This is a genomic window from Acinetobacter sp. XS-4 (genome assembly GCF_023920705.1).
In the GTDB taxonomy this organism is placed as follows: domain Bacteria; phylum Pseudomonadota; class Gammaproteobacteria; order Pseudomonadales; family Moraxellaceae; genus Acinetobacter.
In genome coordinates this window covers 1,292,711-1,311,003 of record NZ_CP094657.1, presented here as the reverse complement: position 1 = coordinate 1,311,003, position 18,293 = coordinate 1,292,711, and the positions used below count along the sequence as shown (strand labels likewise).

At 36.9% G+C, this 18,293-nt stretch carries 17 protein-coding genes and 4 tRNA genes; 8 read left to right on the top strand and 13 right to left on the bottom strand.

What is annotated here, in order from left to right; all coding sequences use genetic code 11:
- Positions 1-107: 107 nt before the first annotated feature.
- Together MMY79_RS06125 and MMY79_RS06120 are read left to right on the top strand one after the other, a co-directional pair.
- Positions 108-509: a DoxX-like family protein gene (locus tag MMY79_RS06125; RefSeq protein ID WP_252612535.1), complete on the top strand. Its 402-nt coding sequence runs from the start codon at positions 108-110 to the stop codon at positions 507-509.
- 27 nt (positions 510-536) lie between these two features.
- Positions 537-1,370, top strand: a complete 834-nt coding sequence (locus MMY79_RS06120) for an SDR family oxidoreductase (protein ID WP_252612534.1) — start codon at positions 537-539, stop codon at positions 1,368-1,370.
- 87 nt (positions 1,371-1,457) lie between these two features.
- Here MMY79_RS06120 and MMY79_RS06115 read toward each other — a convergent pair whose 3' ends face one another.
- Together MMY79_RS06115 and gltS are read right to left on the bottom strand one after the other, a co-directional pair.
- Positions 1,458-3,284 carry a monovalent cation:proton antiporter-2 (CPA2) family protein gene (locus MMY79_RS06115; protein ID WP_252612533.1) on the bottom strand — a complete coding sequence of 609 codons (1,827 nt, stop codon included), beginning with the start codon at positions 3,282-3,284 and terminating at the stop codon, positions 1,458-1,460.
- Between the two features lie 209 nt (positions 3,285-3,493).
- Positions 3,494-4,729 (bottom strand): sodium/glutamate symporter, encoded by a 1,236-nt coding sequence (gltS, locus tag MMY79_RS06110; RefSeq protein WP_252612532.1) that lies wholly within the window; start codon positions 4,727-4,729, stop codon positions 3,494-3,496.
- Positions 4,730-5,088: 359 nt separating this feature from the next.
- On the opposite strand from gltS, the gene MMY79_RS06105 reads away from it, so the two are divergent.
- Positions 5,089-6,240, top strand: a complete 1,152-nt coding sequence (locus MMY79_RS06105) for an alpha/beta fold hydrolase (RefSeq protein ID WP_252612531.1) — start codon at positions 5,089-5,091, stop codon at positions 6,238-6,240.
- A 715-nt stretch (positions 6,241-6,955) separates the two neighbouring features.
- Complete coding sequence (locus MMY79_RS06100) at positions 6,956-7,297, top strand: hypothetical protein (protein WP_252612530.1); 342 nt, start codon at positions 6,956-6,958, stop codon at positions 7,295-7,297.
- Here MMY79_RS06100 and MMY79_RS06095 read toward each other — a convergent pair.
- From MMY79_RS06095 to MMY79_RS06060, 8 genes are all read right to left on the bottom strand, one after another.
- A complete protein-coding gene (locus MMY79_RS06095) occupies positions 7,272-7,742 on the bottom strand; it encodes an AnBLUF65 family BLUF photoreceptors (RefSeq protein WP_252612529.1) in 471 nt (156 codons plus the stop codon). The two genes, MMY79_RS06100 and MMY79_RS06095, sit on opposite strands and share 26 nt — an antisense overlap.
- Positions 7,743-8,019: 277 nt before the next feature.
- On the bottom strand, positions 8,020-8,229 hold the full coding sequence (locus MMY79_RS06090; protein WP_003650775.1) for a cold-shock protein: 210 nt from the start codon (positions 8,227-8,229) through the stop codon (positions 8,020-8,022).
- A 458-nt stretch (positions 8,230-8,687) separates the two neighbouring features.
- Positions 8,688-8,761: transfer RNA gene (locus tag MMY79_RS06085), tRNA-Trp, on the bottom strand.
- A 68-nt stretch (positions 8,762-8,829) separates the two neighbouring features.
- Positions 8,830-8,914 (bottom strand) — tRNA-Leu (locus tag MMY79_RS06080).
- A 27-nt stretch (positions 8,915-8,941) separates the two neighbouring features.
- Positions 8,942-9,015 (bottom strand) — tRNA-Trp (locus MMY79_RS06075).
- A 54-nt stretch (positions 9,016-9,069) separates the two neighbouring features.
- Positions 9,070-9,154: transfer RNA gene (locus MMY79_RS06070), tRNA-Leu, on the bottom strand.
- Positions 9,155-9,265: 111 nt separating this feature from the next.
- Positions 9,266-10,054 (bottom strand): serine/threonine-protein kinase, encoded by a 789-nt coding sequence (locus tag MMY79_RS06065; protein ID WP_252613449.1) that lies wholly within the window; start codon positions 10,052-10,054, stop codon positions 9,266-9,268.
- Positions 10,041-11,549, bottom strand: a complete 1,509-nt coding sequence (locus tag MMY79_RS06060; RefSeq protein WP_252612528.1) for a DUF3336 domain-containing protein — start codon at positions 11,547-11,549, stop codon at positions 10,041-10,043. Before MMY79_RS06060 ends, MMY79_RS06065 begins: the two co-directional genes overlap by 14 nt.
- A gap of 178 nt (positions 11,550-11,727) precedes the next feature.
- Between MMY79_RS06060 and MMY79_RS06055 the strand changes: the two genes are divergently transcribed.
- Together MMY79_RS06055 and MMY79_RS06050 are read left to right on the top strand one after the other, a co-directional pair.
- Positions 11,728-12,609, top strand: coding sequence for an ATP-binding protein (locus MMY79_RS06055; protein ID WP_252612527.1), 882 nt, complete (start codon positions 11,728-11,730; stop codon positions 12,607-12,609).
- A 108-nt stretch (positions 12,610-12,717) separates the two neighbouring features.
- Positions 12,718-13,821, top strand: a complete 1,104-nt coding sequence (locus MMY79_RS06050) for a DUF6670 family protein (RefSeq protein WP_252612526.1) — start codon at positions 12,718-12,720, stop codon at positions 13,819-13,821.
- A 2-nt stretch (positions 13,822-13,823) separates the two neighbouring features.
- On the opposite strand, the gene tsaD is transcribed toward MMY79_RS06050, so the two are convergent.
- A complete protein-coding gene (gene tsaD / locus MMY79_RS06045; RefSeq protein WP_252612525.1) occupies positions 13,824-14,834 on the bottom strand; it encodes a tRNA (adenosine(37)-N6)-threonylcarbamoyltransferase complex transferase subunit TsaD in 1,011 nt (336 codons plus the stop codon).
- 145 nt (positions 14,835-14,979) lie between these two features.
- Here tsaD and rpsU point away from each other — a divergent pair, with 145 nt between their 5' ends.
- On the top strand, positions 14,980-15,195 hold the full coding sequence (gene rpsU / locus MMY79_RS06040) for a 30S ribosomal protein S21 (RefSeq protein WP_001136722.1): 216 nt from the start codon (positions 14,980-14,982) through the stop codon (positions 15,193-15,195).
- A gap of 25 nt (positions 15,196-15,220) precedes the next feature.
- On the top strand, positions 15,221-15,667 hold the full coding sequence (locus MMY79_RS06035; protein WP_003650763.1) for a GatB/YqeY domain-containing protein: 447 nt from the start codon (positions 15,221-15,223) through the stop codon (positions 15,665-15,667).
- A gap of 89 nt (positions 15,668-15,756) precedes the next feature.
- On the opposite strand, the gene MMY79_RS06030 is transcribed toward MMY79_RS06035, so the two are convergent.
- Both MMY79_RS06030 and MMY79_RS06025 read right to left on the bottom strand, forming a co-directional pair.
- Entirely contained in the window at positions 15,757-17,184 is a 1,428-nt protein-coding gene (locus tag MMY79_RS06030; protein ID WP_252613447.1) for a M48 family metalloprotease, read from the bottom strand.
- A gap of 142 nt (positions 17,185-17,326) precedes the next feature.
- Entirely contained in the window at positions 17,327-18,292 is a 966-nt protein-coding gene (locus MMY79_RS06025; RefSeq protein WP_252612524.1) for a D-glycerate dehydrogenase, read from the bottom strand.
- Position 18,293 lies beyond the last annotated feature (1 nt).

Here is an 18,293-nt window from a genome sequence, read left to right as displayed (position 1 = left end):
TTCGTAATAAAGCAAAGCCTGCCCCCATAACACTTGAATAAACAAATAAACCTAAAGATAATAAGCTAAAGTAAATTAATAATTTTTAAAGCCTTAGAGTAGTTTTAATGACAAATATGAGAGTCTTCAAATTTATAAACGTTGTACTCGCTTTTCTATGGATTTATCAAGGACTGGTTCCTAAACTACTTTTTATTAACTCAGATGAAATCTTTGTGTGGCAATGGATGGGATTGTCTTTAGAGAATGCGAAACTTGCAGGCCATGCGAGCGGTATAGCCGAAATTATTTTTGGTTTACTCTTTCTCTTTTCTAGTCACAAATATATTCATTATTTAAGTATTTTAGGCTTACTCGGGCTACTTGTTTTAATTGGCGTCTTAATCCCTTCTACGCTTATCTTGCCTTACAACCCTATCGTAATGAATCTTTCGATGATAAGTTTATCAATTATCTATCTACTTTTATTAAAAGAGCAAACTACTCATTTGCATAGAGTCAGTCAATAACATTCTAATTTTTATATAGAGATTTCAATGAGTTTATCTAAAAGCGATGTTTGTTGTGTAGTCATTACAGGAAGTACCAAAGGTATTGGTTTGGCACTCGCTGAAGCTTTTTTAAAGTTGGAATGTTCAGTTGTGATTGCTGGACGAAATTCAGAGCACTTAAATCATGCCCTCACCCACCTAGAAACTCATTTCAATAAAGAAAAATTTATGGGTCTATGCTGCGATGTGACTCAAATTTCCGACGTACAAACCCTTTGGAATAGTGCAATTGAACATTTTGGACATGTAAATGTTTGGATTAATAATGCGGGAAGCTGCCATCCAACAAAAGACTTTATTGATCTTCAACCTGATGAATTAAACGCGGCTGTTTCAACCAATATTTTAGGTACGATGCTGGGTTCGCAAGTCGCTTTAAAAGGCATGCTCAAACAAGGTTATGGTCAAATCTTTAACATGGAAGGTTGGGGAAGCAACGGCGAATGGAGTGCAGGTATGACGCCTTATGCAACTACCAAACGAGCGGTAAGTTATTTTAGTAAAGCACTTTATAAAGAGACCATATCGACATCAATTTTAACTGGCACCCTAAGTCCGGGCATGGTGGCAACCGATTTGTTAGTTTCGTCTTGGACCAATGGAAATATCCAAAATTGGAAAAAGATGAAACGGTTATTTTTCTTTGTGATTGATTCACCAGAAGTCGTCTGTGCGTATTTAGCAAAGCAAATTATGCAAAACAAAAAAGCCAACCGACGCATCGCGTGGATCACACCATGGAAGCTTTTTCTTAGATTTTTACAACCTTATTACTGGCGTAGAAACCCTGTTAAAGGCACAGCATTAGAGCACTTATAGTTGGATTTAACACTTTAAGCTCTTTTCGCCATAAAATTGTTCATTAAAAGTTCTCTTTAGAAGAACTTTTAATGAACTTGATATTCATCAAGACTCGCTAGCTGAGTTATCTTCCTTGTTTAAAAGCCGCCCTTCCCGTTTTGGTCGAATCAATGGCGCTGTTGGTCTTGGATGCGTATGTGTATATTGCATACCTACTCCCGCATTTACGTCATCTGCTGCAATTTCAGTTTCAAAACGCTCGTTATCCAGATCTCGAATTTCTTCGGTAATTCTTTCTACTTCGTCTTCATCTACGCCAAGTTCTTGTAAAATTACTCCGCCAAACTTAATCGCAGATTCAAAGGTTTCACGGATCATAAAGTCCACTTTTTGTTTGACTAAATGCAGTGAGTGCTCGCGGTCATATGAGCGGACTAATAATTTCGCCAAAGGAAATTCATGAGTAACAAGTTCTACAATTCTATTTGTGGTTTCCTTACTGTCGACACACACTACAATTGCCTGTGCTGTTGCAGCGCCAGAAGCATGTAAAATATCTAGACGGCAACCATCGCCATAATAAATTTTAAAACCAAATTTTTCCGCGTTTTGAATCATGTCCGTATTATTATCAATAATGGTGACATCAACACCTCTTGCTAACAACAATTGACTGGTTACCTGCCCAAATCGCCCGAAACCAATCATTAAAACACTACCGCTTAAACCCTCGGCAATATTGACGTTTTCTAATGAAACATCCGCTTTAGTTTGAGTAAAACGTTTAAAAAGAATACCCACTATTGGGGTCAACACCATTGAAAGTACCACAATAGCAGTAAGATTAGATTTAACGGTGCTATCAATGACTTGTGCACTTAGCGCGGCAGAGAAAAGTACAAAAGCAAACTCTCCACCTTGAGCCATAAGTAAAGCGCGGTCCAATGCTTCAGTATGAGGACTTTTGGTTAATCGGGCGACAATATAAATCATGAGTGCTTTAGCAAACATTAGGGCAATTACGCCACTCACAATGAGCTGCCAGTTTTGAGCAACAACTGATAAATCCAATGACATGCCGACCCCAAGGAAAAAGAGACCTAACAAGATTCCTCGGAATGGTTCAATATCAGCTTCAATTTGATGTCTAAAGGTCGATTCAGATAAAAGCACACCCGCTAAGAAAGCACCCATTGCCATGGACAAACCGCTGACTTGCATGAGTAATGCTGCACCCAACACCACCAATAATGCGGCGGCAGTCATGACTTCTCGGGCTTTAGCAGCAGCCAAGAGTCTAAATAATGGATTAAGTAACCAATACCCTGCCGCAATCAGACCTGCAATTGCAAGTAAACCAATTCCTATATTTTCTAGACGTACAGATGTGCTTTCGACCACATGATTCGGCGCCATAAAAGCGACAATAGCCAGCAAAGGTACAATTAGTAAATCTTCAAAAAGTAAGATGGCTACAATTTTTTGCCCACGAGGTTGAGTCAAATCGCCCCGATCGCCTAATAACTGCATCACAATCGCAGTCGAGGTTAATACAAACCCTGCCGCACCAATAAAAGCGACTTGCCACGTAAAACCAAATAACAGCCCGACGCCAGTCAAAGCCAAAGCACAAATAATGATCTGTAGTGTACCAAGACCAAAAATTTCGCGCCTAAGACTCCACAAATGTGATGGCTGCATCTCCAAGCCAATCAAAAACAGGTACATCACAATTCCCAACTCAGCAATATGCAAAATTGCGGTGGAATCTTGAAAAAAAGCAAAACCAAACGGGCCAATAATTAGACCCGCAATTAAATAACCTAATACCGAACCCAAGCCAATACGTTTAAAAATAGGGACTGCAATGACAGCCGCTGCCAATAAAACCACGGGAGCAACCAAGCTAATTGAATGTGCTTCTGAGCTCATACATTTCTCATTTTATTTATCTGCAATTTATTCTATGTGAAACTAGGTTTAAGGGCGATTATTAGTTTTAAGAAAAAGTATCCTAAAAATAAAATGAGTTAAATCATCCTAAAATGAAAATTTAGAGTATCTGTATGAACAAAATATATGTCTTTTTTTAACATTCATAATTAAGTACTCATAAAAAAAGCCCTTACGGGCTTTTTTGATTAAACAACGAATTTCAACATGAGCTGAATAACTGTTGCATTAATTAAATCGACAAAGAATGCACCACAAAGCGGAACAATTAAAAATGCCTTATGCGATGGACCATACATGTTAGTAATTGCCTGCATATTTGCCACGGCTGTTGGCGTTGCACCCATACCAAAACCACAATGCCCTGCTGACAACACCGCTGCATCATAGTTTTTGCCCATTACACGGAACGTCACAAATGCTGCATATAACGCCATCGTAATGGTTTGAGCACCTAGAATCACAACAAGAGGCCCAGCCAAATCTGCAAGTTGCCAAAGTTTTAATGAAAGCAGTGCCATTGCTAAGTAAAGCGACAAAGATGCATTACCAAAAACATCAATCGCACGGTCGAAAATATCAATTTTCAACACGCTTTCTAAAATATTTCTTAAGATTACGCCGCCGCCCAGTGCCCAAACGAAGGTTGGTAACTCAAACCAAGTTCCCTTACTAAAGCCTGTCATAAATTCAGCAAACGCTAAACACGCTGCAAACATACCTAGTGTAGTAATTGCATTATCGGCAGTAATTAAACGAACTTGATGCGGGTTTTCAAACGGCGCGAGGTCATCCGAATTGTGTTCGACTTGACCATCACGCTGTTGTATTTCAGCATTGGTTTTCGGTTGTGCAAGGTTGTAACGATTGATAAGTAATTTCGCTAATGGGCCACCAATTACACCACCAATAATCAAGCCAAAAGTCGCACTTGCCATTCCCAAAGCTAGAGCGCCCTGAATGCCATGCTGAGTTTCTAAAATTTCACCCCAAGCTCCGGCTGTACCATGGCCACCCGTTAAAGTAATTGAACCAGCAATTAAACCAATCAATGGATCAAGACCAAGCAGAGTCGCAAGACTCATGCCTACCGCATTTTGCACAACAATGAACGACGCTACACAGACTAAGAAGATAACCAAAGCCATACCGCCTTCTTTAAGCTTCATAAAATTGGCACTTAAACCAATAGAAGCAAAGAATACGAGCATAAAGCTAGTTTGCAATTCGCTACTAAAAACAATGCAATATCCCCATAGTGTATGGACAAGTAGAGAAATGACCGCAGCCACCAAACCACCTGCTACAGGTTCGGGAATATTGTAGCGTTTTAAAAAATCAATTCGATTAACAAGAAAGCGGCCCAACAATAAAACAATGACCGCCGAAATTAGCGTATAAAAACCATTAAAAACAAATTCCATATAAACTACTTTCTAATTACATTCCTAAGGGATTGTAAAATAATTATATTTTATTTATTCATATGTAAAAAAAACACAAATAAACTTTACAAAACTACCCTATCAATAAATTTTTACTATTCTTAAAAAAAGCTTAAATTTTTAAATGTTTTATACAAAAATATTTAATAACATTATTTTGTTATTAATTTCAAATATTTATTTAAAATTATTCTTAATTAAAAATAATTACTCCTTGATACCTTCAGCAGAAAATACTGTCTTTTAGGTCACTGAACTTAGAACTCATTCCCTTTAATATCCCTAAAAAGACCAGCTCCTTATTGCTCTGGGCAACATCTTTATAGGTTTTATATTCAATGAGTTTATTGCTTAAAGTTCGAGAGAACGTTCCACAGCTACAGTCCATTAAAAAATCTCTTCAGACACGTGCTGGTCAAAAAATACCTCACATGTTGATCAATGCATCGGATCTATTTTTTAGAGGTCCTGAAATTGCCTTATCAGGGAAAACGCCCTTTGACGTAATTTATAAACATGAAATTATTAGCTTAAGACACTATAGAAATGAGGCTCATACTTCTGCATCTAAACATCGTGTACCGTTAGTTATTGTTCCGCCGTTAGCAGTGAACATGCTCATTTATGATTTGTTTCCCACTCGCAGTTTTGTACGCTTCTTTTTAGCACAGGGATTTGATGTCTATTTAATCGACTGGGGTGTGCCAACCCGACACCAAGCAAAATACAATTTCGGCACTTACATTAAAGTCTTTATGCCTGAAATGTTAAAGCAAATTCGCGAGCATAGCGGTCAGCAACAGCTTTCTTTGCATGGCTGGAGTTTAGGCGGCGCACTTTCACTCTGCTATACCGCATTATTTAAAGATAAAGATATTAAGAATCTAATTATTCTCGCTTCCCCTATCGATACCCATAAAGCGGGTTATATGGGGAAACTTTATGGCAGTCTGACTAAACCTGCCGAATGGGTTCGTAAACATACGCCATTTCGTATTCGTCACCACGTGCCAAGTAAAGCGTTTCATATTCAGGGATGGCAAAACACGCTAGGCTTTAAATTAACGGACCCGATTGGAAATTTGAAAACATATTGGGAGCTTTTTAAAAACCTCGATAACCGGGAATTTATTGTCGACCATGCAACCTCAAGTTCATTCATCGATAATATGCTGGCCTATCCAGGCGGTGTCATGCGTGACATTATCCTCCGTTTCTGGATTGATAATGAACTATCCAATGGTGTAATTAAATTCGGCGAACTTACAGCTTATCTAAAAGATATTGAATGTTCAGTGCTCGCGGTCGGTGGCAGCACAGATATTATTGTGACTGCTGATGCTGTTAAGCCACTCATGACTTTAATTAGCAGCCGAGACAAAACCTTTAAAGTCGTTCCAGGTGGCCATATGGGTGTCGTTTCTGGAAGCCAAGCTCCTACTGCGGTTTGGCCAGAAATGAGTCATTGGTTAGCGATACGTTCCGATTAACTCACTCGAACATCAGGAAACCAGTGTAGCCATATCTACACTGGTCAATATTCAAATTTTGCGAAATTATGCTTTTTAGTTTTATTTATATTGAAACATAGTTTTCTTTGAAATTTTAAAAGCACCTTATTTTTAAATATAGACATACTATAAAGATATATGGGTATTTCAATTCACAAAAAAGTATTTAAATTACCAAAAAATATAAATTTTATTTATTAAAAATATACTTCAACAATAAAATATTTTATCAATCGTTAAAAATTATTTAAACAAAGTATTTGCTATCAAATTAATACTTTTCATTTTTAAAATTATCCTCATCAAGTAGATGTTACTTTTTGTTATTTATGTAAAGCTATTTTTAACAATAAAACCAATAACCATTTGTTAAATATGATTTTTAATAAACCTTATTTTGTAAATTTTGTCTATTTTTTATACAAATGTAGGCATTTTCTCACAATCATGTAAGTTAAAACCTACAACACAACTAATTGTTTTTCCTATAATTAATTTCAGTACATATAAGCACTCTTTACTATTAAATAGAAAGCTGAATATTAATGAAGAGATCTGGAGAAACGGTAACGTTATCTTTATTAATATAAAAAATCTTAATAATAGAAAAAGAATCTCAAAAAATTAATATGTACTATCTTTCCTCTGGAAACAAAGGAAAGATCTTTTTTAATCATCAGATAGGGTATAGAAAATGTTTATTGCAAAAAATATATTTGTATATTTACTATCAATGTTAGCTTTATGCTTACTGATTATTTTCTTTAACTACCTTGGAATGAATGAGACGACTAACCTTCTGCTCTCTTCAGCACTTTTTGGAATATTCATTACTTGGTATTTCAAAGGTAGCGGACTGTGTCTTGCCTTATTTAGCTTTTTTTACTGGGCAATGTTTGTGATCAGCCAGAGTTTAGAAGTGATATGGATGCTCTCAAGTTCAGTCATTGTCTATCTGGTGATGACTAAAATGATTCCTAAACTCAAAACCATCCATATTGGTGTGATAGCTAAAAAGGATTCACCCCACGCTTAACCATGCCGACTTTCTTAACTGTATTAATTTTACTTTGCTCGGCACTTAATAATTCATTTAAGAAAATTTTTAAACTTTGCTCATCAAGACAAATAGGATTAAAACTAGTTTCTCCCATACTTAAAAAGAAAGATTCAATATTCGTATTACGCTGTACATATTTCATTGACCAACGCTGAAAAGAGTTCTTCTCGATGGAATATGTACATAGCCATTTAACATTGTAATGCCTTTGATCATTTTTAATTTTTTCAAATAATCGCTCTACTAAGTCTTGTTCACCTTCTAAGCATTGAAAGAAAGCATTATCAGCATAATAGAGCACACCACAAATTTGATTCAAATCATTGAAATTTCTAGCTTCTGTTAGGATATCACGTAAATCTTGCAATAAATCTTCATTTTTTTCGTTTCGTTGGCTGGCATAACACAGTCGAACGTTCATTAACAATTCCGTGAAATATAAAATTTCTTATCTAAAGATTTTTCAATCTAACACATATCTATTCCTGATAATTTATATTTCACACCTACACTAGATCTATGCTTTAAACAAGCAATCGATGAGTGATTGCAGAAACTTGTTAGACTTACAAACGATTAGATAAAAGAACAAAAAGCCCTCTTATAGAGGGCTTTTATAGCGCTTAAAAGAAAATAGAATTCCTTTTAAGCCTAAAATAAAAAAAGCACTAAATAGTGCTTTTTTTCTTACTGAAATATTATTGTGGAATAATATTTACAGCATTTGGGCCTTTTTGACCTTGAGTAACAGTAAACGTTACACGTTGACCTTCGTGCAAAGTTTTGAAACCTGAACCAGAGATCTCTTTGAAGTGTGCAAACACGTCTGGACCATTGTCTTGTTGAATGAAACCGAAACCTTTAGTTTCGTTAAACCATTTTACTGTACCGCTTACTGTATTAGACATGATATATCCTACTGATTTCTAATATTTTAGCATCATTTAATAATGACACTAACATAACTTTGAAAAAAGAATAACAAATTGAGTTAAGATCTTAAAAAACGAAGGATTATGACTAAAACTACGATACTTTAAAGAAGATTTACTAACAAGACTTTTTTCTAGTTAAGAGCATGATACCTGAAATAAATTTCTATTCAAGCTTTTTATGAAAAAAAATTTATAAATTATAATAAAAAACCGAAAAACAATAACTTAATAAGACAACTAAAAACTTAGTATATTCCCTACTTAACCAACAACTTATATCTGATTAGATAAAATATAAGTGGGCAGAAGAATAAGTTGGTTATAACTTATCAAATGACAGAATAATATATAAACAAAGAGATGAAATAATTTGAGCTTTAAAATTCGGGCAATAAAAAAACTCCTAAAGAGGAGCTTCTTTTTTAAATCATTGGCAGAGGATCAAGGACTCGAACCTTGACGAACGGTTTTGGAGACCGTCATGCTACCATTACACCAATCCTCTATCTTTATGATTAAACAACCAATAATTTAATCATAAAAAAAGCAAGAACATCGTCTTGCTTCTTTTAATGGTGGGGGCGAAGAGACTCGAACTCTTACACCTTGCGGCGCTGGAACCTAAATCCAGTGCGTCTACCAATTTCGCCACGCCCCCATCTGGGACATTTATTTAAAATAAATGTGGCAGAGGATCAAGGACTCGAACCTTGACGAACGGTTTTGGAGACCGTCATGCTACCATTACACCAATCCTCTTCCAAAATATAGATGCCTTAACATCCATATTAAACTTTAAGTTTTAACTTAAAGTGGTGGGGGCGAAGAGACTCGAACTCTTACACCTTGCGGCGCTGGAACCTAAATCCAGTGCGTCTACCAATTTCGCCACGCCCCCGATGGCTGTGTATATTAGCGATAAGAACTTGCAGTGACAAGTGTTTTTTTTCTAAAAAAAACTGACCGTGTAATTTGTATACAGAAACTAGAGCAATGATTTTTATCAGATTCAAACTATTTTTAAGCAATTGATTGCTTCAGCAGCATTTAAGAATCGATTTTGCTGCTTTTTTTGCAATAAACCTAAAAGTAATGGATAAAAATTCATAAATTGTGTGGGTAATTGAATGGTTAAATTTTGGCAATGCAATACTGCCCACTCATAGTAACTCCCTGCTTCTAAGCGAGTTTGGGTTAACCATTCATATAAAACGATACCAAATGCATATAAATCGCTTTGTATATCCTTAGAAGCACCTCTAAACAGCTCTGGAGCCATATATCGTGGTGTAGCATCCATTCTTGAATCTGAGCGCGATATAAGTCGGGCTTTCTCAAAATCAATCAAATAAGGGTTTTGCTGAAACTTTCGAAAATGCTCTTTCTTAATATCTCCATGAATCCAACCAAATCTATGGAGTTCTGCGAGCTTATCTAACGCGAACCAAATCGTATGATATACATCAGCTTCATGAGGCAATGAGCCAAACCACAAATCAGTATCAGGTAAAACTAAAACTGTACCTAAAGAATGGGTTAACTGAGGAATGGCACTAACTTCAATTATTTTATAGGGCAAAAGCCACGCAGGTTTCTTATGAGTAATTTCTTCGTAAAACAATTGTTCTCGAATGAAATCTTGCTCACTTTGAACATCTGTTTTCGGTAAATGATATTTTAACCAATAGTCTTTGTTATCTATGCTGCATGTCCATAGATACCGCCCTAAAGCGGCACTTGTAGGATTTATCACATTTTTTAAACTTTCTACATGCGAAGCAAAATCATGCTTCAGCATAGTAAGACTCAGGCTGTTGTTGCTTTTCTTCAAAACGTAAAACTTCTAAACAATGCTGAATCGTCTTGCCAATACGAGCATGGGTCTCAATCGAAGAAATTTTTGGCCAAGTCGCACGCTCCCCTTCTCGTTGCAAACGTTTGAACAAATGTGGACGTGGGTTTTGTAAAGTATAGGTATAGTGACTCAAGCCATATTTAGCAATGATATTCACATCACCATAATAACGCTGCCCCATTACACCATAGCCATGATCGAGTAACCGTCTAATTGGAGAAATAGAACCAAGTCTTTGACGTGTAAAGTCCATAAGCCCCATGGATAGCACTTTACCTTGACGTCTTAAAATCCGTTCAGGCCAACTTAAAACGTCTTTACGAAAGCGGTCTGCATCATTCTGCATAAATGGAACAACATGTGGGTTTACCTGACTGGCGATGGTGTAATTTAAATTATAAAGTCGTGCCATTCTTTCTTGCGGAAAATCATTTCTTACACTGCCATCTACCCATTTTGTATTTGCCATATAAGGCGTGTGTTCACCGTCATAACGTTTACTGGTTAAACGTACGGGTGGAAATAGCACAGGTACTGCACATGAAGCCAACACAGCACTCCACACTAAAACATTAGGCGTCATAATGGCATTCATGATGCGCGGGTTTTCTGTTGCATCGTAAGGTGCAACTGCAACATTAATGTTTAAACCTGATTTTTTAAAAGCTTCTTCAAAAGTAAGATCACCCAGATTTTCAACAAGGAATTTTTTCAAGTAGTGCACATCGGCAATTCCACCATTTCCTTTAATGAGTTCCCGAAGTTTTCTAAAATGAAAAGCATCACTAAAGAATTGTTCTCCATTTAATAAATTTTGAACATCTTCACTGGCAGAAGTTCCGAGCATGCCCGTCATAATTGCTCCAGCACTTGAGCCAGATAATACTTTAGGCATTAAATCTTGTTCAATTAATGCTTTACACACACCTGTGTGAAAAAGACCTAAAGTCGCCCCACCCGAGAACATAAGGGCTGGTTGGCCATATGCTTTTTCACAATTTTCAAAAAACTCAATTTTTTCTTTGCGTTGGAAAGTAATACATTCACTTGAAGCAATATAGGCCAAGCTTTGGCTAACTTCTTCAATATAATCTTCAATTAACTTTTTTGTTCCCACATGCGTTGCAGCAAACAGCATAGGGTGGCCAATGTTTGCAATATCGTAGGTTAGGCCTTCTTTGAGTAAATAAATAAGATCTAGCGTTCGATGTTGCTGACGATATCTTTTCAGTAAAGTGTATCTATAAGAAATAAGCTCTGCATCAAAGTAAGGCGAACTATTATCAAACTTCCACTCTTGTACCCCTGTTTCTTCATCTAGTTTTAATGCAAAAGACTTCCACTCTTCATAAGATTCAGCCATGTCTAATTGACGTTGTAATTTTTTGATACGGTAGGCCTGATGCGGATTCATATCACTTCGTATTTTTTCAAACATATTTCGTCCTCATCTTCACAGATGATTTTACTGAATAGACACAACAACACTATGCGCGGTCTGAAGATTTCAATCAATTGCAAAACCGATAAACTGTATAGACAATAACTTTTTTGTCAGCCTGTTAATTTCGGTGTTAGTATCCTAGTAAATTACTGTTTAACATGATTGACTTACCATGGCTACCATTGATTTACCAGATAATTTAGTTCAAACATTATCACTTGTATTAAATCAGTTACAGCAGGTCTTACCTGAACCTAAACAAGAGACAGATTTTAATGCACCAGCTTTTAGATGGGAAAATCAGCAACTTAAAGCTATCTATACACCCAAAAATATTTATCTGGATGACTTAAAAGGCATTGAACGTCAAAAAGAGAAAATCATTCAAAATACTTTGCAGTTTTTAAATGGTCTACCCGCAAATGATGTGCTTTTAACTGGCTCACGTGGTACAGGAAAGTCATCTATTGTTCGTGCTTTATTGACTGAATATGCTCCGCAAGGATTACGTTTAATTGAAATTGAGCGTGATGACTTAGCAGATTTACCTAAAGTTCAGAAACTCATTCAAAACCGACCTGAAAAATACATCGTGTATTGTGATGACTTAGCGTTTAATGCTGAAGATGAAAATTACCGTAGTTTAAAAAGTGTATTAGATGGTTCCTTACAGTCTGGTTCAAGTAATTTTATTATTTATGCAACCAGTAACCGTCGTCATTTATTACCAGAATTCATGCATGAGAATACACCTGTAACTAGAGTTGATGTTCCACAATACACTGAATTACACCCACAAGAAGCGATTGAAGAAAAGATCTCTTTGTCAGATCGTTTTGGTTTATGGCTATCTTTTTATCCAATGGACCAGAGTCTATATTTAGAAATCGTAGAGCATTACATTCATAAAGCAGACATGGTTTTTAATGATGAAGTTCGTGCTGAAAGTTTACGTTGGTGTCAAATGCGTGGTCAGCGTTCAGGTCGTGCTGCATATCAGTTTTCTAAGCACTGGATTGGTTTAAATGGCTTAAAAGAGTTGTCTAACAATTAAATAAAATGTCCCGGAAAGCCTTAGCTTTGGCCTGAAAACCGCTTAGTTTTGACAGTTGTTTTTCATAACCTAAAACAAAGATAGTCCTATCCTCATTTAGGTTTATATATGAAAAAACAATTGCCCAAAATTTCTATAGGCAGCAAAGTTTTAGGTCAAAGCTTATTGCTCGCACAAAGTGTTATAGATAAAGCAGAAAAACACTCAACTCTTCCTTTTTCTCAGCCTCATATCATCCAGCCCCGAGTTAATGAAAAATATTATAGCTGGACACATTACGGTATCTTTTTTCCACTTTTGCCTGAGCCGCATCGCTATTTAAATATTATGATTTTATTAGGCACCCCAGGTGCTCTTGCATTTGATCATGATGACATAATTCATGGAAACCCTAGAAAAACAGCTACACTCTTTTCAAGTACCGCCGCGGTAGAGAAAGCTTTGCTTAAGGCTTATGTCATTCCTGAAGATACAAAAATTACTAAAGATGGAAGTTTAATCGAACTAGGACAGGAAATTTCAATTCAAGGAAAATTCCCACAAATTCACGTTCATGGACATTATGAGGGTCTTGATTTCGACTTTGATATTGATGTCACCTCGCATGTTTCTTGGTTTATAAAAACACCGATTTATGATCATTTTAGTTTATTGGCAAAGTTTAAAGGCTTCTTAAGCTATCAATCAGAAAGGATTGAAAGTGAGGGACTCTGCACTTACGAGTATGCTCGAGCAGTTGGAGCTCACTCCATCGCAAATAAACTTATTCCTGATGCTTATAAGCTGCCGCTTGATTTTTTTACTTATCAAATTATCAATTTAAATGAGACCACTCAACTTCTTCTTACCAAAGCAGATATAGCAGGAAAGACTGCTGCATATACTTTGCATATTAGATATCTTGATCAACCCGCAGAAATTTATACAGATGTCAGTTTTGATGTTATTTCCCATCAAGTAGATAATTACATCTCACCGACTGGGCAAAAGATGCGACTTCCTAAATTCTTTTCGTGGATTGCTCGAAATGAAGCGAAACAAATAATTTTAAATATTCAAGCAGAAATTGACTGCCCAATCCGCTACGGTCATGGGCGAGGTTATGCAAGTAGTTATATATTTACCGGTAATTATTTCGGTAATGAAGTTCAAGGCCGTGGGTATATCGAATACATTGATGTCGAAAACCAACAGGCCTTTGAAGATGAATAGTTTTATTCAGGAATAGACAACTCAGTCATTGGCCAACGTGGTGTTGTGGTTACAGCCAAACCATCCTGTTGGCCGGCTTTTAAGCGTTGATAGCCTGCAAAAGCAATCATTGCCCCATTATCAGTACAAAGAGCAGGTTCTGCATAATAAACTTGTGCCTTAATTTTAGCTAATGAGGTTTCCAACTGTTCACGTAGTCGTAAATTTGCACTTACTCCACCAGCAATAACTAGACGCTTAAGTCCAGTTTGCTTTAAGGCTTTTACTGATTTTTTTACCAAGGTATCTACAATTGCTTCTTGGAATGAAGCAGCAATGTCAGCATCTCTGTTTTCACCATTCAATTTTTTCAATTGCACAGAAACAGCTGTTTTTAAACCACTAAAAGAAAAATCTAGGCCTTGGTGAAGCATTGGTCGCGGAAATTCAAACGCTAAAGGATTACCACTTAAAGCCAATTTCGCAATATTAGGACCACCTGGGTATGGCAAACTCATCATTTTTGCAACTTTATCAAAAGCTTCCCCTGCCGCATCATCAATAGATTCACCTAAAAGCTCATATTGACCAATACCGTGGGCTGCCATTAACTGTGTATGCCCACCTGAAACTAATAAAGCAACAAATGGAAATTCGGGTGGTTGACTTGAGAGTAGAGGTGCCAACATGTGTCCCTCCATATGGTGGACACCAATGGCAGGTTTATTTAAAGAAAAAGCTAAGGTTCTTCCAAATAAAGCCCCTGTCATTAAGGCTCCCATTAAGCCAGGACCACGCGTATAAGCAATCGCATCAATCTCTTGCTTTTTTATTCCGCTTTGTTCAAGCAGTTGATTCATTAAAGGAATTAATTTACGAACGTGGTCACGAGAAGCAAGTTCAGGTACTACCCCACCATATTCGGCATGAAGTTTAATTTGGCTATAAAGAACCTGTCCCCGCAAGCCGAGTTCGCTATCATAAAGTGCCAACCCTGTTTCATCACAAGAAGTTTCCAAGCCTAAAACAATCATCAAAACTGCCTTTTATATGAGTCAAAATATTGCAATCGCTATTATAGACTTGTGATATGAGTTGTAAATGAGTAAAATACTGACCTTCACTTGTGATCCGGCACAATAGTGTGCTTGATCTTATCCATAATCTAGAGGATTTTACATGCCACAAGTTAAGTTGAAAGAAGGCGAACCAGTTGACGTAGCTATCCGTCGTTTCAAACGTTCATGCGAAAAAGCTGGTGTTTTAGCTGACGTTCGTAAACGCGAATTCTACGAAAAACCAACTCAAGAACGTAAGCGCAAAAAAGCTGCTGCAGTTAAACGCTACCAAAAGAAATTGGCTCGCGAATCTGTACGTACTACTCGCCTTTACTAATTAATTTGTGATTGACTGCTGAATTATGACTACTTTAAAAAACCAAATTACTGATGCATTAAAAACTTCTATGCGTGCCAAAGATATGGCAACAGTGACGGTTTTGCGTAGTCTACAAGCAGCAATTAAGCAAATCGAAGTCGATGAACGCATAGAGCTTGGCGACGCTCAGGTTCTTGCGGTCATTGAAAAGCAAATTAAACAACGTAAAGAATCGATCAAAGCCTTTGAAGGTGCTGGTCGTGATGATTTAGCTAGTAAAGAACAAGCCGAAGCTGAGATTTTATCCCAGTTTCTACCAGAAGCTATGACTGAGGAAGAGCTTGATTCTCTCATTGAGCAAACGATTTCTGCTCAAGAAGCAACTAGCATGAAAGATATGGGTAAGGTGATGAATTCTCTACGTCCGATCATAGCCGGGCGTGCCGATCCTTCTATAGTTTCAGCAAAAATTAAAGCTAAATTAGCTTAATTTCTCTCTTAAATTTTATATTCCTTCAAACCAAAATTCCTTTTAGTTTGCGAATATTTGCATATCTGAAAATTTTTAAAGATATATCTTTAAATTTTCATTCTTCGCTCATCTTGCATTTGCTTTAATCTACTGTCTATTCTAGCCGACATGGCTTGATTGTCTTTTGCTAATCGCTGAGCATGCAACATCGATTTAATTGCATTTTCCTCACTCCCCGACCAATATTCAGCTTCCGCTCGATAGCGTAAAACGTTGACTGCTCTTAATGATCCAGCCTTGTCCAAATTAGCAGCTTGCTGTAAAAATTGCCAACCTTGTATATCTCTTGGGTTTTTATTAATAAATCGTTGAACGAGAGTTTGAACTTGCGCAAATTTACCTTGCCGTAGCAAAACTTCAGCCAATTTATAACTAAAAGCTCTATTTTCCGGCATAGTCATTTGTGTTGAAGCAATTGAAGTATATGCCTGATCCAGCTTGTTTTGCCCCAGATAAATATCAGTCTGCAATAGCGTAACAAGAGGTTTTCCACTCGTTTTTGCTTGATCTAAGGTGGATTGTGCCTGTGCATAATCACCTTGTTTTACGTAAAAAGCTGCCAAAGCAATAAGACCAGCAATATTTTTTTGAGAGGCCAAACTCTGTAGTTGGTTTTCAGTAGCCTGATTTGAAACCACCATTGTGTACCATTTTAAAATTTCAAAATCGGCATCATATATACGATTTTTGACTTTAGGCATCTGGTTCGCACGAAGTCGAGCTTCACTCATGCGCTCAGTCGTCAATGGATGAGTCAGCCAGAAATCTGGTAAAAAACTTACCCGACTCGTCGCACGGTGCATTGTTTCAAAATAGTCTGCCATACTTTGCGGGTTATAACCTGCTGCATACATATATTGCATGCCAATACGGTCTGCTTCACGTTCCTGATTTCGACTATATGTTAATTGTTGATCCATTAGTGCAGCCTGTGTTCCCAACATCACTGCTGCTCCTGCATCTCCACCGCCCTGTGCTGCGATGGCCACACCTGCCAAAAGCCCAGCTAAACTTAATAAAGTTTGCCCCTTAAAGGCTTCCTCTGAACGACTAAAATGCCTTTGTGATACGTGTGCAATTTCATGCGCCATAACCCCAGCAATTTCATCAATATTGCGAGCTGAAGCAATAAGCCCAGTATTAAGCGCAAATAGGCCACCAGGAACAGCAAAAGCATTAATTTGTGGATCTTTAATAACAACCAGACCAATAGGCTGACCAAGTTGAGTCTCACTCAAAATACTTGAAAATACTTGGAAAAATTGGTCTTCGAGCCAGACATCTTGGAGAACTGGCATTTGCTTATGAACTTCACGGAATACTTTTTCACCAATAAATTTTTCTTTTTGTTGATCAAGCAAGCCTATTCCACTTCCGATATTCGGAATTTCCACCTGATTCGCAGATGGCTGAGGGTCGAAAGACTGTGCATACGCAGCATTTGCTATAAAAGTCGCACTTAAAATAACTGGCAAAAATCTCAAAAGTTTTTCTCTATTAAAATCAAACCATAAAAAAAGCCTACTGATGTAAACCATAAAAAATGATTTTCAATCAATAGACTTTTACTATATCACTCGAAATCGACTAGTTTTGCAATGAAGTGTTATTCATCACTTATATAAAGTTTTGGTTTACCAGATATCTAGGTGTTTTACCCTCTAAAGCTTCAACCAGATTTTTATAGGCAAGATTTGCCATTTTTTTACGGGTTTCAGCAGTAGCTGAACCGACATGAGGTAAAGTGACTACGTTTGGTAATTTAAAAAGTGCTGAATCTTGTAAAGGTTCTTTTTCATACACATCTAACCCAGCAGCAAAGATCTGATTTTGCTGCAAAGCCTCAATCAAAGCTTGTTCATCAACTACCGAACCGCGCGCAATATTAATAAAAATAGCGTGTTTTTGCATAAGCTCAAACTGAGCTTTACCCATTAAGGCTTTTGATTCATTATTTAAATCAACGGCAGTGACCACGAAATCAGACTGCTGTAGCAATTGATCTAAATCAAGATATTCTGCATTTAACGGTTCAGCTAATTCAGGCTTTTCACGACGATTATGGTAAACAATATTCATGTTAAACCCATAAAAACCACGACGTGCAATTGCAGCACCAATATTACCAAGTCCAATAATACCTAATGTCTTTCCAAAAACGTCCAAACCGAACTGCTGAGGCCCTACAGTTCTTTTCCATTCACCTTGTTTAGTCCAATGATCAAGAAAAGGAACTTTTCTAGCAGCGCTTAGTAATAATGTAAAAGCAAGATCAGCTGTTGTTTCTGTTAAAACATGAGGCGTATTTGATAACCAGATTTTTCTTTGATTTAAATAATCCAGATCATAATTGTCATAGCCCACCGTTACAGATGAAATAATTTTTAGTTTTTGGGCTGGTGCGAGGTTATTTTCATTGAGCAACCGTCCTGCACCAATCATCCCGTCAGCATCTACAACGTGTTGTCGTATCTGCTCATTAATATCACCCAATTTAGGGTTAAGAACTACAACATGATAATCCTGTTGTAATCGAGACAAAATTTCTTCATCAATTTGACTAAAAACTACAACTTTTTTCATG

Bases quoted from the DNA above. Each gene is read 5' to 3' on its own strand.
- MMY79_RS06100 (WP_252612530.1), top strand. From the start codon at position 6,956: ATGTTTATTGCAAAAAATATATTTGTATATTTACTATCAATGTTAGCT.
- MMY79_RS06050 (WP_252612526.1), top strand. From the start codon at position 12,718: ATGAAAAAACAATTGCCCAAAATTTCTATAGGCAGCAAAGTTTTAGGT.
- MMY79_RS06065 (WP_252613449.1), bottom strand. From the start codon at position 10,054: ATGCTGAAGCATGATTTTGCTTCGCATGTAGAAAGTTTAAAAAATGTG.
- MMY79_RS06025 (WP_252612524.1), bottom strand. From the start codon at position 18,292: ATGAAAAAAGTTGTAGTTTTTAGTCAAATTGATGAAGAAATTTTGTCT.
- MMY79_RS06105 (WP_252612531.1), top strand. From the start codon at position 5,089: ATGAGTTTATTGCTTAAAGTTCGAGAGAACGTTCCACAGCTACAGTCC.
- MMY79_RS06090 (WP_003650775.1), bottom strand. From the start codon at position 8,229: ATGTCTAATACAGTAAGCGGTACAGTAAAATGGTTTAACGAAACTAAA.
- MMY79_RS06095 (WP_252612529.1), bottom strand. From the start codon at position 7,742: ATGAACGTTCGACTGTGTTATGCCAGCCAACGAAACGAAAAAAATGAA.
- gltS (WP_252612532.1), bottom strand. From the start codon at position 4,729: ATGGAATTTGTTTTTAATGGTTTTTATACGCTAATTTCGGCGGTCATT.
- rpsU (WP_001136722.1), top strand. From the start codon at position 14,980: ATGCCACAAGTTAAGTTGAAAGAAGGCGAACCAGTTGACGTAGCTATC.
- MMY79_RS06035 (WP_003650763.1), top strand. From the start codon at position 15,221: ATGACTACTTTAAAAAACCAAATTACTGATGCATTAAAAACTTCTATG.
- MMY79_RS06120 (WP_252612534.1), top strand. From the start codon at position 537: ATGAGTTTATCTAAAAGCGATGTTTGTTGTGTAGTCATTACAGGAAGT.
- MMY79_RS06055 (WP_252612527.1), top strand. From the start codon at position 11,728: ATGGCTACCATTGATTTACCAGATAATTTAGTTCAAACATTATCACTT.
- MMY79_RS06060 (WP_252612528.1), bottom strand. From the start codon at position 11,549: ATGTTTGAAAAAATACGAAGTGATATGAATCCGCATCAGGCCTACCGT.
- MMY79_RS06125 (WP_252612535.1), top strand. From the start codon at position 108: ATGACAAATATGAGAGTCTTCAAATTTATAAACGTTGTACTCGCTTTT.
- tsaD (WP_252612525.1), bottom strand. From the start codon at position 14,834: ATGATTGTTTTAGGCTTGGAAACTTCTTGTGATGAAACAGGGTTGGCA.
- MMY79_RS06115 (WP_252612533.1), bottom strand. From the start codon at position 3,284: ATGAGCTCAGAAGCACATTCAATTAGCTTGGTTGCTCCCGTGGTTTTA.